This window comes from Prevotella sp. P5-92 (assembly GCF_002251245.1).
Lineage (GTDB): Bacteria > Bacteroidota > Bacteroidia > Bacteroidales > Bacteroidaceae > Prevotella.
The window spans coordinates 141,362-158,029 of the sequence record NZ_NPJG01000125.1; the positions used below are offsets into that span (position 1 = coordinate 141,362).

Consider the following 16,668-nt stretch of genomic DNA (forward strand, 5'->3'; position numbering starts at 1 on the left):
CTTAGTCACAATATCACTCGATGACACATGTTACACTCTCGAACATATCAGTGTAGTCACCTTCTCCATATCCGTCGAACTGGATTGAGAGGTCGAGACAAGTGGAAGTGAATTTCTGTGTAGCACCAGTGGTGTTGGTAAGTGTGACGGTGGTCTCGCCGTCAACATTCACTGTCACTGCATCAGCAAGGTCGAAGCATCCAGGCTCCCATGTTTTCTTGATGTTATTGTCGATAAGGGCACACTTTGGAGTCTTGCTCCATGTGATGACTCCAGGCTTGAGCTTGAATGTCACCTTAATAGTCTGGTTCTTCTTCAGTTTCACGCTTGCTGCATCCTTGAAGATACCGATACCGCCATCACCATAATGGTGGAATCCGAGACGCACGCATCCGTTCTCTGTCCATGATATTCCCTCGTCGCCATAATTGTTGTTGAGAGGCACTACGGTAGGACCTGTTGCTCCTGTCTCAATCTTCTTGAAGTTGAGGGTCGCGCAGAGATAAGAGTCAATGTTGCCGTTCTCGTCATTTGAAGAAGGAACACCGATAGTCACCGACTCTCCCGGTTCGCAAGCGAGGACTGTGAACTCCTTACCGGTCACGGTCACTGTGCGTGTGTCGTTGCTTGCTGTGAGGATGGTAATCTCGTCGTCGAAGGTAAGTTTGTCGTCAGCAATAGTCACCTTGCCTGACTTCTCGCCGCACTCATAGTTGTAAGAGCCGTCGGAAGCGCGGGAGATAACGAGCTCGAAGTCGCCAATCTCGTCGCCGCATGCCGGTGCCCAGTTGGTGGTGTAGTCACCATTGGCAACGTTCTCCCACTTGCTCACTGCAGGCGAACCGTTCCACCACATCCAGTCGTAAGGAGTCTCGTCGTTGATGATGAATGTCATCTGGTTGCCCACGTATGTCACACCATTAATCTCGGTAGTGAACAGGTCGGTAGTGAGGTTGCTGAATGTAGGCAGCTCAGGCTCGGTCTTCTCAATGAGTCCGCTCTCCTCCTTTGGTATGCACTCGCCATTGGTGTCGATAACCTCTTGCGACACGAAGTTCCAGATAATCCACCAAGGACCCTCAGAGTTGGTACGCATTGTGGCAATCTGCAACAGATAAGGTGTACACTCGATAATCTTCACGTCCTGAGTATAGTTGGAGCATACCTCATCGAAAGCCGCATTGTGCAATGAGTAGCAGTCGCTGAAGGAGATGACGGGATGAGTCTTGTCGCTCACGTTGAGATTGAACTTACCATTCATCAGCGTACCACCATTACCATCGTTACGGAACACCTTTGCAGTACATCCGTTCTGTGCGTCAAGACCAAATTCCATGTAAGAGCTCATGTATGGGTCGTCGGCAGGAATAAGCCACGACTGGAACCCCGGGTCCCAGTTAGGTGCCCAGTTAGCAGAGCCGAACATCATGTCGGTAGAATTTGAACCATCGTTCTTAACGTCGTCGGGATTACCATACATTACAGGACCTGAGCAACGTCCAACACCATAGTTGGCATTGCAAGGCACCCACTTCTTTGACTTACCCACGCCACCGGCGAGGTTGGCCCATATCTCGTCGCTCAGCTGAGCGAAATCGTTCTGTGAGATGCTGAACTGATAAGGTTCACCATACACCACTCCCGCACGAGTCTCAGCACCGAGAGTAACCTCATAGTCGCCAGCAAACGGCAAACCGAGGGTCAACTTCTGTTCCTGTGAACGTCCGTTGGGAGTCACCCACAATGGAGTGCAGCCCTTGAGCTTCGACTCGAGGGTCACATAGTTACCGTCGATCGTCACGGTATAGGCGTCCGGACATTTCAAGTCGTCACTCGAATATTGAGCGGCACCGAAATCAAAGTCATCCGGCGAACAGGCTGCTAGCATCATTGCTGCTCCTGCCATCATTGTATATATTTTTTTCAGTTTCATAAGAAATGAACTTATTAATTTAATCTTTATAATCTTCAATATTTCAATATTTCAATCCTTCAATATTTCAATATTATTAATCTCTTACCATCCCGCATTCTGAGTCAGCACGCCACCCGAGAGAGTAATCTGGGTGTTAGGTATCTGCATCAGACCTTTCTTGGCATTGAAGTTCTCGACATTGAACGATGTGGTTGTCTCTACACCTCCGTTCATCACCTTCGCTCCGTTCTGAGCCTCGGCAATGGCACGTCCGGCGTAAGCACCGTCCTTCTCATAGCGCATGAGATCCCAGAAGTGGATGCCTTCGAATGCAAACTCGATGGCGCGCTCCTTGCGGATGTTCTCGATGCTGTAAGAGAGTGACTCGCCAGGGCAAGAACGCTGGTGAACCATATTCAAGCCGGTGTTGGTGCCTGTCAGCTCTGAATGCATCAGCAGGACGTCGGCATAGCGCATCACTGTCCAGTCCTGATAGTAGGTGATGTTCATGTGCTGCTCACCGAGTTCGAAGCCTACCTCCTGACGTGTTCCGTCAGCGAAGCACATCGGGGCATACTTGCGGGTGTAGTAACCGGTGTATTCGTAGGTGTCGTTCACGTCAGCGGTGAAGCCAGCGTCGGCACAGCTCCATACACAAGCGCTGAAGCGTGGGTCTTCCTTGTAGGTATCGACAAACTTCTGTGTCACTGAGCATGCACCCCAACCGGAGGCAATGTTCACACCTGTTGCACACTTGTTGCGAGGACCAAGATAAACCTGGAACACGTTACCGTCTGCATTGCCGTTATAGTCAGCAGTAGCGGAGAACTTGAGGTTTAGAATAACCTCCTTGGAGATGTCGCTCACCCATCCACTGCCATCATAGTACTTACCCTTGAATGTGGTGTTCCATGCGTAAGCACCACCGTTAGAACCATCGGTAGTACATGCTGGCATGAACAGGTCGGCATAGTTGGCCTCAAGTTCATATCCACCATTGTTGATGATGTCCTCAAGAGCGTCGATGGCTTCCTGTTTTGAACAGCCCTCGTTCTCTTGTCCGTAATATCCTACATAATATAGGTACGCGCGAGCCATCATTGCCTCTGCAGCATATTTTGTAATGCGTCCGTCGTTGCTTGCCCTTGCTTCGAGTGGGAAAGCGTCAGCCGGAATGTTTGCCGCAGCATACTTAAAGTCTTCGAATATCTGCTTATACACCTCCGCAGCATCCGTACGAGGAAGGTTTTCCTCCGTTGGCACAGTAATCAATGGCACGTCGCCAAACATACGGGCAAGGTCAAAATAGAGTATTCCGCGCAGTGCTCGAGCCTGTCCTATGATACGTCCCTTAGCAGCCATATCGCCTCCCCAATCGGCAGTTATTTCAGCCTGGATTACCTTGTTGCAGCGGAAGATAGCTGCATAGTAATTTATCCAGTCAGTATTGAAGAGGTTGTTGTATGACGGTGCGGCAGCAATATCAAATTGGTCGATGATATTATTATTTTTGGCATCAGAGAAGCCTAATCCTCCGTGAGCCTGATCTGAAGCGAACTCAGCAAGCATATACATACCGATTTCTTCGCCGCTAATGGTTCGTTGCCAGCCGTCGTAACAACCAACGAGAGCCATCTCAACAGCCTCGATATTACGATATGCTGTTTCGTCATTGAGACTTGTTTTCGACTCTGTATCCATCGAGCAAGAGCTGATGGTGAGAGTTGCGAATGCCAACGTACCGCTATATAATAAATGTTTCATATTTGTCTTCATTTCTTGTTCACATTATTTTTGTTCACTATTCACTTAGAAAGCAATGTTCATACCTACCAAGAATGTACGTGGATGAGGATAATAACCCATATCTACGCCCGATACCCAAGAGTCGCTACTGTTGCCATTGGTGCCGTTATACGAACCGATCTCCGGGTCCATACCATCATATTTTGTGAGGGTAAGCAAGTTCTGTGCCTGAACATAAAGGCGCAACTTTGATATTCCCTTCCATGAGATTAGTCGCTTAAAGTCGTAGCCGAGGGTGAGGTTCTGCAGACGGATATAATCGCCGTCTTGCAAATAAAGGTCGGAGAATTGCCAGTTTCCGACGTCGCCGTAAGTCACTCGAGGTATTCTGTTGCTTGTTCCCTCGCCGGTCCAGCGATCGAGAATCTGTCTGCTGTAATTGCCCTGTGAAGAGTTAGGGTCGCGATAGGATTGTGCTATTTGGAATCCGGCAGCGCCTGTAGCGTTGGCAGAGAGGTCGAAGCCCTTCCATGATAATGAGACATTGAATCCGAAGGTGTATTTTGGCAGTCCATTACCGAGATCGACCTTGTCAGCAGCGTTTATCTGTCCGTCGCGGTTGATATCCACATACTTGGTATCACCTGGCTGAACATTTGACTGCAATACGCCGTTTCCTGCTGCAATCCAGTCATTAATCTCCTGTTGGTTCTGGAATATTCCGGCAGTCTTATATCCCCAGAAATAGCCGATGGCATGTCCGTTCTCAGCGCGATAGAACTCTTCCGCATTTGAGTAAATCTGGTTGCTTGCTCCGTGTATTATTCCATCTTCGGTTGGAATGCTTCCCACTTTGTTATGGTTATATGCAAAGTTTCCTCCCACGCTGTACGAGAAGTCTTTGCCGATATTGTCGTTCCACGAGAGTCCGATTTCTACACCAGTATTCTTCACATCACCTCCGTTGATGACAGGTCCCTGTGTTCCTGCTGTCGCGAGCACTGGCGCTTGAACGAGCCAGTCCTTGGTCTTCTTTATATACCAGTCTGCTGTGAAAGAGAGTCGGCTCTGTATAAACCTTGCATCGATACCTACGTTTATCTGCTCTGATGTTTCCCATTTCACGCCTTCGTTGGCGAGGCGTGAAGGATAAGAACCTGTTGCCCATCCGCTTTGGCTACCATCTGTACCAAAGTTATAATTGGTATTTGTTGTGGTGACGGGAGCAAGATACTGATAGCAGTTAATATTTGCATTACCCACCTGTCCCCAGCTGGCGCGCAACTTAAGGAAGTCAAGCCACGACTTTGTTGATTTCATAAAGTTCTCCTCCGAGATGGTCCATCCTGCCGATACTGAAGGGAAGTATCCCCATCGATGACCTGGAGCAAATTTTGACGATTCGTCGGCGCGTATTGTTGCGTTAAACATATACCGGTCTTTCCACGACCAACCGAGACGAGCGAAGAGCGACATACCGCGTGTCTCGTCGTAAGGAGCTCCATTGACACGCTTGTTGTCTGTGCCGTTAGTATTGTCCAGGAAAGCATGTTCCCAGTCGCCGAAGCCTGGAATGAGGCTGTCGTTGTATCCACCCGAGCTACTGCCGTTGTAACGTGACCATTCCGAACCTACGAGAGCGGAGAAGTCGTGTCCGCCTTTCAGCGTGAAGTCATACTGTGCTGTGTTTGTCCATACCATCGACAAGCCGTTACCATTGCTTTGGTTCACCTTTGTCAATGTATTGGCCGACTGAGGTGTGAACTGGTATTCTGGTGTAAACGAGCGATAGTCGCTGGTACCATAGCTGATACCATATACAGTTTTGATCTTTAAGTTCTTGATAGGTTCAATCTGCATATAAACGTTAGCGTCGAGGTTTCCGCTCTTGCTCTGGTTAAAGCGGTTGACCATCATGTTTCCATAGGGGTTGCCATCGTTTACATTCCAGTCTGAGTTTACCGTTGAGGCATAGTCGCCGTTTTGGTCATAAACGGGATGTATGGGTGATGAAGAGAAAGCGCTACGGAGGTTGTTATTCCAGATGTTTCCTGTTCCCATGCCACGTTGTGTCTTCCATACGAAGCTCACACGTTCTCCGATGGTGACGAGTCCGTTATACATCTTATGTTCAGAGTTGGCACGGAAATTGAAACGGCGATAGTTACTTACGTCCGATCCACCGATGACACCATCTTGACCGGTATATCCTCCCGACACAACGTAAGTAGAAGTCTTTGAACCACCTGTGAAGGCGAGGCTATGACTTGTGGTCAATGCTCCGTCTTCAATGGCTTGGTCAATCCAGTCGGTGTCGTAGATATTTCCGTTTGCATCGTGTATTGAGTTGAGAGAAGTCCAATCAACGGGCGACATTCCAGAGTTGAGTCGTGCCTCGTCCATGATTGTCATATACTCATTAGCATTGAGCATCTTAAACTTCCTGCCTACAGTCTGCCATCCCACATATCCGTCATATGTTATCTTGCTTGTTCCTTCCTTACCGCTCTTTGTGGTAACGAGGACGACGCCGTTTGCAGCCTGAGCACCGTAGATAGCAGCCGAGGCCGCGTCTTTCAATACGTCAATGCGTTCAATGTCGGCTGGGTTAAGAGTAGTGATGTCACCGCCTATTCCATCAATAAGGTATAGAGGCTGCGAGTTGCCCACGGTACCGAGACCACGTATGGTGACGCTCATCGATGCGCCAGGCTGACCAGAAGTAGATACGATGTTCACACCTGGAGTCTGTCCCTGCATGGCAGCGAGAGGGTTAGTGGTGTTGAGTTTCTGTATGTCGTCACCCTTGAGTTGTGTTGTCGCACCGGTGACAAGTTTCTTCTTCATCGTTCCGTAACCTATCACCACCACTTCCTCGAGCGACTTTCCGTCTTCTTCGAGTGAGATGTTGATGACATTACCCTTCACCTTTACTTTTTTGGTGACGTAACCGATGTAGGAGAACACGAGAGTCTGACCGTCGTTGGCCTTGATGGTGTAGTTTCCGTCGAAGTCGGTTATTGTACCGCCTTGCGAACCTTCTACCTGAACCGTAGCTCCGATGAGCGGTTCATTGTCCGTTGCCGAAGTCACCTTTCCTGTGATGTCTTTGGCCACAATGTTGCCTGCAAAGAAAGACGTTGCTTGCATAACGAGTATAGTCGCAAGCATCAAAGCCTTTCGAGCGAGGCCACCCTTAAGAATGTCGGGGTTCTTTCCCTGACATCTTTTGATAGATGATGTACCCATAAATTACATTGTTGTTAGTTTGTAATTGTTAATGTTATTTTATATTTGAATTTATTAATATCCGTAGGTAATGTTTTATGGGTGCAAAGTTAGTGCATTTCCTTGTTCGGAAGGTGTTAAAATGTTGTGTTTATGGTATTATTTTGTTATCTATCGTGTTCAAATGTTGCAAAAAAGGTCTAATTCTTGCTAAAATAGTATTATGGGTGTATTTTATATACCCAATCCGCCCGTAAATGAAGCGTCGATGGCTTTGCTCTGCAAGATCTTTGAATGTGGAGGTATGCTGTGGGTAAGCCAGATGTTTCCTCCTACTATCGAATCATGTCCAATGGTAATACGTCCGAGTATCGACGAGTTACTATACACTGTAACATTGTCTTCGAGTATCGGGTGACGCGGACAATTTATCATATTTCCGTCGGCATCGTATTTGAAACTTTTCGCTCCAAGAGTGACTCCTTGATATAGTGTCACATGGCTGCCTATGATCGCTGTTTCGCCTATCACCACACCTGTACCGTGGTCGATACTGAAGTGGTCACCGATGGTAGCGCCAGGATGAATGTCTATGCCGGTCTTTGAATGTGCCAATTCGGTGATGATGCGTGGCAACACAGGAATACCGAGTTTATGAAGCTCATGTGCGATGCGATAGTGTGTCATTGCATTGACTACAGGATAGCAGAATATGACCTCGCCATAATTTGTTGCGGCGGGATCGTTGTCGAACATGGCTTCCACATCGGAATAAAGCAGTCTTTTCACGTCTGGCATGCGATCGATATAATGCAAAGCGAACTCCACCGCTCTCTGTGGAATAACTGCCTCGTCCTCGTCGCTATTGAAGAGCATGCTGCGTGCTATCTGTTCCTTCAGCAGCGAGAACAGTTCCTCCATGTTTACACCTATATAATATTGTCTTATCTGTTCTTCTGGTTGCCGTTTAAAGAAATAATCGGTAAAGAAGATGGTCTTCGACAGGCTGACGATGCGTTTCACCTTATCTATTTCCGGTAGTGGTGCATGTCCTCCTGGCACAAAGCTCTCTTCCTTTACAGTATATTTTGACAATATCCCGATGTTCTTCTTCAGTATCTCACTTGCTTTCATTCTTTCTCTCTCTAAAGTTTTTCATAACAAACCATTCGACAATTAGCTATACGCTTATTTCACCTCTGATGCTCCTCGTCATATAGTTTTTGACCAAGTGCCAATCTTTATACTGTCCCTGCAGGAACATCAGTTTTGTTACAGCACTTTCCACTGTGCTATCATAACCACTGAGCACACCTGCCTCTTTCAGTTGATAACCAGTATCATAGCGTCCCATCTCTACCATTCCAGCCATACACTGACTGATATTCACTATAATTTTTCCTTGACTTGTTGCCTCTTTCAAGGTTCGCCTGAGCCAGGGATATTGGGGAGCATTGCCGCTTCCATAAGTACGCATGACTATAGAACGGAGATTCTTGCTCGTTATGACATGATGTATGAGTTCCTCTTGTATGCCTGGGAACACAGTAAACACGATGACACTCGAATCCAATTGGAAATGGGGTGTCATCGGCTTCGAGAAGTCAGGTTTCAGTATTCGGTCTTCATGGTAAGTGATGGTAACTCCTGCATCGGCAAGATGGTCATAATTGAAACTCTCGAAAGCGTTGAAGTTGTCAGCACTCTGCTTGGTGGTCCTATTGCCTCGCATCAGATGCCCATTAAAATATATGCACACCTCTGGCACCATAGCCGTTCCATCATGATGTTTTGCTGAGGCAATCTCTATGCTGGTAATAACATTCTCCTTACCATCTGTTCTCACCTGCCCTATTGGCAACTGACTTCCCGTGAGGATAACCGGTTTGGTGAGGTTTTCGAGCATATAACTAAGGGCAGAGGCCGTGTAAGCCATGGTGTCGGTGCCATGCAAGATGACAAAGCCGTCATAGTTGTTGAAATTGTTAGCTATGATGTGCACAAGGTCTATCCACAATTCCGGCGTCATATCACTACTGTCTATAGGGGGATTGAACTGAAATGTGGATATCTCTGTTGACACTTGTTGGAGTTCGGGCACACTACCAATTAGATGCTCAAAATCAAACGGCTCCAGTGCACCGGTGCGCGGATTTCTATTCATCCCAATAGTTCCTCCAGTATAAATTAGCAATACTTTACTTGTGTACGTCATCGTTTACGTAAATTTTTGGTGCAAAAATACGTAAAAACTTTGAGAATAACAAATTTTATTTGTATTTTTGCGGTCGTAATTCCAAAAATAGCATATTATTTCGAAAAAAACTTATAAAAAAACAAACAATGAAACAATTTAATGACGAGAATTTCCTGCTCGACACCCAAGTGGCACAGGATTTGTACCATAATCATGCGGCAAAGAAGCCCATTATCGACTATCACTGTCACCTCATCCCTGAGATGGTAGCTAACGACCACAAGTTTAAATCAATCACCGAGCTATGGCTTGGAGGCGACCACTATAAATGGCGCGCCATGCGCACCAATGGCGTTGACGAGCGCTTCTGTACTGGCAAAGACACTTCTGACTGGGAGAAGTTTGAAAAGTGGGCAGAGACCATCACTTACTGCTTCCGCAACCCCCTCTACCATTGGTCACACCTTGAGCTGAAGACCGCCTTCGGCATCACCAAGCAACTCTCTCCAAAGACCGCACGTGAGATTTTCGATGAGTGTAACGAGAAACTGCAGCAGCCTGAGTTCTCTGCACGAGGATTAATGCGTCACTACAATGTGGAATGTGTCTGCACTACCGACGACCCTGTAGATGATCTCCGCTATCATAAGCAGACCCGCGAGAGCGGTTTCGAGGTGAAGATGATTCCTGCATGGCGTCCTGACAAAGCCATGAACATCGAGAAGCCTGAATTTGCGGCTTACGTAGAACAGTTGAGCAATGTGTCTGGCGTAAACATCTCTTCGTTCAAGGAGATGGTCGATGCACTTCAGAAGCGTCATGATTTCTTCCACGAGAATGGTTGTCGTCTCTCAGATCATGGCATCGAAGAGTTCTACGATGAAGAATATACCGACTCTCAGATAGAGACCATCTTCACAAAGGCACTTGCCGGTCAGCAACTTTCTGATTTTGAGATTCGCCAGTACAAGAACTGCTTCCTTACCGTTATGGCAGAGATGGACGCTGACGCCGATTGGACTCAGCAATTCCATTACGGTGCTATCCGTGACAACAATACAGTGATGTACAACAAGCTTGGTCCAGATACTGGTTTCGACTCTATCGGCGAATTCAACACCGCACGAGCTATGAGCCGTTTCCTCAACAAGCTCAACATGAAGGGCAAGCTCACGCGTACAATATTATATACTCTCAACCCTTGTGCTAACGAAGTCATTGCCACTATGCTCGGCAACTTCCAAGGAGGAGAGCCAGGTAAGATACAGTTCGGTTCAGGTTGGTGGTTCAACGACCAGCTTGACGGAATGACGAGACAGATGAACGCCCTTTCTGTTCTCGGTCTTCTCAGCCGTTTCGTAGGCATGCTTACCGACTCACGCTCATTTCTGAGCTACCCACGTCACGAATATTTCCGCCGTCTGCTGTGCAACATGCTTGGTAATGATGTGGAAAAGGGTCTTTTGCCTAACGACCAAGAGATTCTCTCACGCATGGTTGAAGACATCTCGTATAACAACGCACGCAGGTATTTCAAGTTCTATTAATTACCATGGTAATTTTGAAAGCTTAGTATAACCCAGGAGGATATATTTTCTCCTTTGGTTTATTTTTTTGGGGGGAAAGCCGGGGAGCTTGAGGGACGGGAGAGCCGGACATTCCGGATATTCTGGTTTTTCCGGTTTTTCCGGATATTCCGGGATTTCCAAAGATTCCGGGATTTCCAGAGACACCTCAATATTATCTAAAAAAGACAGTTAATAAAACTGAAAAGGGATAAATTATTTTTTATTTTTTTCGCTGTGTATAAAAAAAGGATTACCTTTGTAAAAATATAAAATATTCATGCCGATGAAAAAAATGATCTTGTCTATCATAGCTTGCCTCTTGGTAAATATCATACCATCAATGGCACAGAAAACCTACTCCACACTGTGGAAGCAGGTAAACGAGGTACAACAAAACGACTTGCCCCAAACGGCCATTGCTGTGCTTAACGACATTTCAAGACAAGCACAACAGGAAAAAGCTTGGGGACATATGCTCAAGGCGGAAGCACAAAAAATGCAATTCCAAATACAGATATCTCCCGATTCGCTGAAAGCTGAGGTAGAGAGACTTAAAAGATGCATTGACAATAGAAAAAGCTACAACAGTTTCTACGGCAACAACATCGGCAGTGATGTAACCGAAGGAAACAAGAGCAACATCGGCAGTGATGTATCTGAAGGAAACAAGAGCAACATCGGCAGTGATGTATCTGAAGAAAACAAGAGCAACATCGGCAGTGATGTATTTGACGGGAACAACGACGACTATGTATGTTTGGCAGTAAAGGCGGCGGTACTCTCACGCACTTTTCTGACATACAGAAAACTGATAGCAGATGATTGGAATGTCCAAGCCGCACGTTATGCCATGCTTGCAATGCAACGACCAGAGCTCCTCGCCGACACTAAGGCAAACAATTATTTTCCACTCGTCGTAGAAGGATACAATTCAAACATCTTCGGTGACGACCTCCTTAGCGTCATCGCTTACGAGACCAAACAATACAGCAGTCCAAGCAGATACTATTCCTCTGTAGGCAACCGTCGGGCAGCTTGCATCACGGCGCTGCAAGACCTTAAGACTTCATATTACGAAAACGCAGGTAAGGGCGACCTTAAGACTTCATATTACGAAAACGTAGGTAAGGGCAGAAGGACCACCATCAGCAAGTCGCCATATATCTATTCGCTCGACTCACTGATTGCCATATACAAAGACCTCGACGTGGCAGCGGAAGTGGCTATAGAGCGTTATTATGCCATGAAAAACTGTTCAGACAACAAAGCAGAGAAACTCATTACATATATACACTACATAATAGACAACTGGCCATCGTGGCAACGGACAGGAGAGATGCGCAATGAAGAACGTACATTGACATATCCGCAGTTGCAGTGTGTGATTAACAATCGTATCGTCATGCCCGGAAAGGAGCCAAAGCTCATACTCCGCAATATACGCAACATGAAACAGTTGACGGTAAACATCTATCCCACCACCCTTGACGGCAATAGCGACATAAGGATCAGCAACGAGGCAAGCTTCAAGAAGAACAAAAAATATCTTAGAAACCCTCAGCAGCCACTCTCCACCACTTTCACCCTACCCTATCATCCCAACTACGAACTATTTGACGACACGATAACAATCAATCCGTTGCCGACAGGTATCTACGTCGTTGAAACCACAACGCAGCCAGCTACTTACGCAAACTACAGCATGCTTTACGTTACAGACGTAACGATGATGAAACAAGTGTTGCCAGGCAAACAAGTAAGATATGCCGTGGTGAGCAGACTCACCGGCAAACCACTGAATGGTGCGACCATCGAGATCACCGAAAGCAACAAACACGTCAAGACCATCATCACCGACAAATACGGCGAAGCCATCTACAAATACGAGAATCACTTGCCAAGAAACGAATATTCTTTCACTGCCGACGACAAAGCGACACCCCGACAGAACATTTTTGCTGACAACCATTTTGAAAAAGGTGACGGTAAAAGAAAGAACACACTCATCTGTACCGACCGATCGATATACCGCCCAGGACAGACCGTTCACGTATCGGCGATATGCTATCGGAACGAAAACTGGATAACTGCTGTGGCTGACGAAGGAAGAAACGTGAAAGCGACGCTTTACGACAACGACAACAATATCGTGACAGAGCGCACACTGAAAGCCGACGACTACGGAACGGTCGCCACCGACTTTCTGCTCCCCGAGAAATGCCTTACGGGCAGCTATCGCATCAGCGTGGACGACGAATGGGTGAGGATAAAGGTGGAAGAGTATAAGCGGCCTACATTCATGGTGGAAATACCAAAGGTCAACTCGCCTTACAGCCCTGGCGATACCCTTCAGATGCAAGGCAAGGCCATGACATACGCCGGCGTTCCAGTACAAGGAGCAAAGGTGAAATACACGGTAAAACGTAAGGTCGCACACTGGTGGTGGCGCTGGAACAACGACGAAAACACATGGGCGGAGACCGTAGCCTCAGAGGAGACCACAACAGACGCCGACGGACGTTTCGATATAGAGATGCCACTGACACTTGCCGGTGACTCCAAGACAACACGCCGATTCTACGACTTCACGGTCAGCGCCGACGTCACCGACATCAGCGGCGAGACACGCACTGGCACAATGACACTTCCTCTTGGCAGTCGTGCCACAGCCATCAGTTGTAATATAGGCGAAAAGGTACTTGCCGACAGTCTCAAGGGCATCGTGGTCTATCTGAAAAATGCCGCAGGCCTCGATGTAAGCACAGAAGCGCGAATGAACATCGACGGCGGCGAATGGCTTCATGGACGCACTATGCAGCCAATAGCTCTTGCCAAGCCTCTTGCCACAGGCACACACACCTTGACAGCAATATGCGACCACGACACACTCGTCCACCGTTTCATAACGTTCAACCTTGATGACAAAGTACCCTGCAGCAAGACCGACGACTGGTTTTTCTGTTCGGCAGACAAGTTTAAGGACAATGGAGACATAACCATACAAGTGGGCTCTTCAGACTCTATCCACGTGGTATATACCATTGTTGCCGACAACAAGGTGATAGAGAGCGGACGCACCGAACTGAATAACGAACTCATCAACCGCCGCCTCAGCTACCGCAAGGAATACGGCGACGGCATCACTATGGCTTTCGCATGGATAAGAGACGGCAAGTTCTACAGCCACACTCAGACAATATCGCGTCCGCTGCCCGACAAAGAGCTCAAGATAAAATGGACCACATTCCGCGACAGACTGCTGCCAGGACAACAAGAGACATGGACACTCAACGTGACAAGGCCCGACGGCAAGCCAGCTGACGCACGCCTTATGGCCACACTTTACGACAAGTCTCTCGACCAACTGATGCCACACCAGTGGATAATAGATGCCGCCCCATGGGTTCCCCTCTTTGGCACGTCTTGGTCAACAATGAACAACTTCACTAACTACATGCCCCACACGCAGAGTTTCACGCGTTACGCCACACGAGCATTTGAATTCAGCCACTTTGACAATACGATTTTCGGCATTCACTATTCTAATAAGATGATAAGGGGTTACGGAAAAACAATGAGAAGTGCGTCAGCGCCAATGGTGAAGGCCGACAGCGAGATGTGGTTCGACAGCGTTGAGAGTGTATCGACGGTGAAGGCAAAAGAAACGGTCAATTTATCTGTAAAAGAAGAAGACGACACCCAGAGTTCAGAACAAGACAACACCATACGTGAAAATTTTGACGAGACAGCCTTCTTCTATCCAATGCTCAACAGCGACAAAGACGGCAACGTAACGATGAAATTCACCCTGCCCGAGACGCTCACCACATGGAACTTCATGGGTGTGGCAAACACACGCGACATGATGTACGGAAGTATCGAGGCAGAGACCGTGGCACAAAAGGAAATCATGGTACAGCCAAACATGCCTCGTTTCCTCCGCTCAGGCGACGAGGCACGCATAACGACGAAAATCTTCAACACTGGCAACTATAATGTTGACGGCAACATAAGAATGGAAATCGTCGATCCAGAGACCGGACAGACGATAATGACCAAGTCACAACCCTTTGCCGTGGAAGTGGCAAAGACCACCGACGCCACATTCACCTTGCGTGCCGACGAAAGCTGTCTGCTACTCGTTATACGCATCATCGCCTCAGGAAAAAACTTCAGCGACGGAGAACAGCATTATGTAGCCGTGATGCCAGCCAAGGAACGCGTCACCCAGACACACACCTTCAGCCAAGACAATCCAGGCACAACCACCATCGACCTGCGTAAGATGTTTGCCGTGACAGACAAGACAAGCCGTCTCACGGTGGAATATACCAACAATCCTGCCTGGCTTATGGTACAAGCACTGCCACTACTCGCTCAGCCACACGACGCCAACGCCATATCACTGGCAGCATCGCTCTATTCCAACACGTTGGCAAGGCATCTGGCAAACGCCGAACCTGCCATAGCCAACACTTGTCAACTATGGAAAGAAGAGAAAGACGACGGGACATCACTCGTCAGCAGTCTTGAAAAAAATACGGAGCTAAAAGACATGATTCTCGACGAGACGCCGTGGCTGACAGAAGCAAAGACCGAGACAGAACAGAAGCGTATGCTCGCTGCCCTCTTCGACGCGAACACCATCAACGCACGAACACAAACCGCCCTGGCAAAGTTACAGAAGCTACAGAATGCCGACGGATCGTGGAGCTGGTGGCAAGGCATGAGCGGAAGCACGTTTATCACCCAGGCCATAGCAACCATCATGGCGAGGATGAAGACCTTCACCGGCAATGACATCGCCGACAACATGCTGAACAAAGCCATGAAGTATCTCGATGTCGAGATGACAAAAACCGTCAGCGAGATGAAGGCCGAAGAGAAGAAAGGTCACACACAGACTTTCCCAAGCGCTACGGCACTCGAATACCTCTACACCAACGCCTTGCTCTCGCGCACACCATCAGGCAATCGAGCGAAGGCGACCGACTATCTCGTGTCGTTGCTTAAGAAAGAACAGAAGACCATGTCGATGTTTGCAAAGGCCATGGCAGCAATAGTGTTGGACAGCCATGGAGACAGCCGCAAGGCAAAGACCTACCTCAAGAGCATCGTGGAACACACCGTATGCACAGAGGCGGCAGGAAGGTATTTCGACTCCTTCCGTGCCGTATCTACGTGGCGCGACTATAAGATACCTACGCAGACCATGGCTATCGAGGCTCTCTGTAAGGTGGGTGACGATAACGGGAAATACGCCACGACGATTGCCGAGATGCAACGCTGGCTACTTCAAGAGAAACGCACCCAAACATGGGATACGCCCATTAGCAGCATCGATGCCATCAACGCCTTCCTAACGCCGATAAAGGGACGTCAGTCGCCACTCGCCGCCAACAGCACGGCGGCCCTCTTCACCATCGACGGCACACAACTCGACATGCCGAAAGCCACGGCTGGAATGGGTTATCAGAAGACAACAATGACGTACGAGAACCAGCGCAAACTCACCGCCACAAAGACCTCACAAGGTTCATCGTGGGCATCAGTCTATGCACAATATATGCAGACCGTTACAGACATTGCCGACAGCGGCGAGGGCATCACCATCAAGAGAGAAATAATCATTCCAGAAGGCGGACTGAAGGTAGGTTCAAGAGTGAAGACGAGAATCACCATCGACGCTCTCCGCGACCTCGACTTTGTGGAGATAGCCGACCGTCGCGCCGCTTGCATGGAGCCCATACAACAGCTCAGCGGCTACCACAACGGCGCATACGTAGCTCCAAAAGACAATGCCACATACTACTATTTCGACCGCATGAAAAAAGGACGCCACGTGATAGAGACCGAATACTTCATCGACCGCGAAGGCAAATACCACAGCGGAACCTGCACAGCACAATGTGCTTATGCTCCGGAATTCAGGGCCACAGCAGGAGGAATCAGCGTGGAGGTGGGAAACAAATAAGCGTAATCGGCAACGGATAAGCGTAATCGGCAACGAATAA

Annotated in this window: 7 protein-coding genes; 2 read left to right on the forward strand and 5 right to left on the reverse strand. The window is 48.1% G+C overall.

Features of this window, described 5'->3' with window-relative positions; translation table 11 throughout:
- Positions 1–13: 13 nt before the first annotated feature.
- The 5 genes from CIK99_RS13455 to CIK99_RS13475 form a co-directional block, all read right to left on the reverse strand.
- A complete protein-coding gene (locus tag CIK99_RS13455) occupies positions 14–1,933 on the reverse strand; it encodes a hypothetical protein (RefSeq protein WP_094382001.1) in 1,920 nt (639 codons plus the stop codon).
- A gap of 84 nt (positions 1,934–2,017) precedes the next feature.
- Entirely contained in the window at positions 2,018–3,679 is a 1,662-nt protein-coding gene (locus tag CIK99_RS13460; RefSeq protein ID WP_254047815.1) for a RagB/SusD family nutrient uptake outer membrane protein, read from the reverse strand.
- 45 nt (positions 3,680–3,724) lie between these two features.
- Positions 3,725–6,910, reverse strand: a complete 3,186-nt coding sequence (locus CIK99_RS13465; RefSeq protein ID WP_371591042.1) for a SusC/RagA family TonB-linked outer membrane protein — start codon at positions 6,908–6,910, stop codon at positions 3,725–3,727.
- 213 nt (positions 6,911–7,123) lie between these two features.
- A complete protein-coding gene (locus CIK99_RS13470) occupies positions 7,124–8,023 on the reverse strand; it encodes a serine O-acetyltransferase (protein WP_094382003.1) in 900 nt (299 codons plus the stop codon).
- A 46-nt stretch (positions 8,024–8,069) separates the two neighbouring features.
- A complete protein-coding gene (locus tag CIK99_RS13475) occupies positions 8,070–9,104 on the reverse strand; it encodes an asparaginase (protein ID WP_094382004.1) in 1,035 nt (344 codons plus the stop codon).
- 128 nt (positions 9,105–9,232) lie between these two features.
- Here CIK99_RS13475 and uxaC point away from each other — a divergent pair, with 128 nt between their 5' ends.
- Together uxaC and CIK99_RS13485 are read left to right on the forward strand one after the other, a co-directional pair.
- Complete coding sequence (uxaC, locus tag CIK99_RS13480) at positions 9,233–10,633, forward strand: glucuronate isomerase (protein ID WP_094382005.1); 1,401 nt, start codon at positions 9,233–9,235, stop codon at positions 10,631–10,633.
- A 304-nt stretch (positions 10,634–10,937) separates the two neighbouring features.
- Positions 10,938–16,628: an alpha-2-macroglobulin family protein gene (locus CIK99_RS13485; RefSeq protein ID WP_158215991.1), complete on the forward strand. Its 5,691-nt coding sequence runs from the start codon at positions 10,938–10,940 to the stop codon at positions 16,626–16,628.
- The last annotated feature ends 40 nt before the right edge of the window (positions 16,629–16,668 follow it).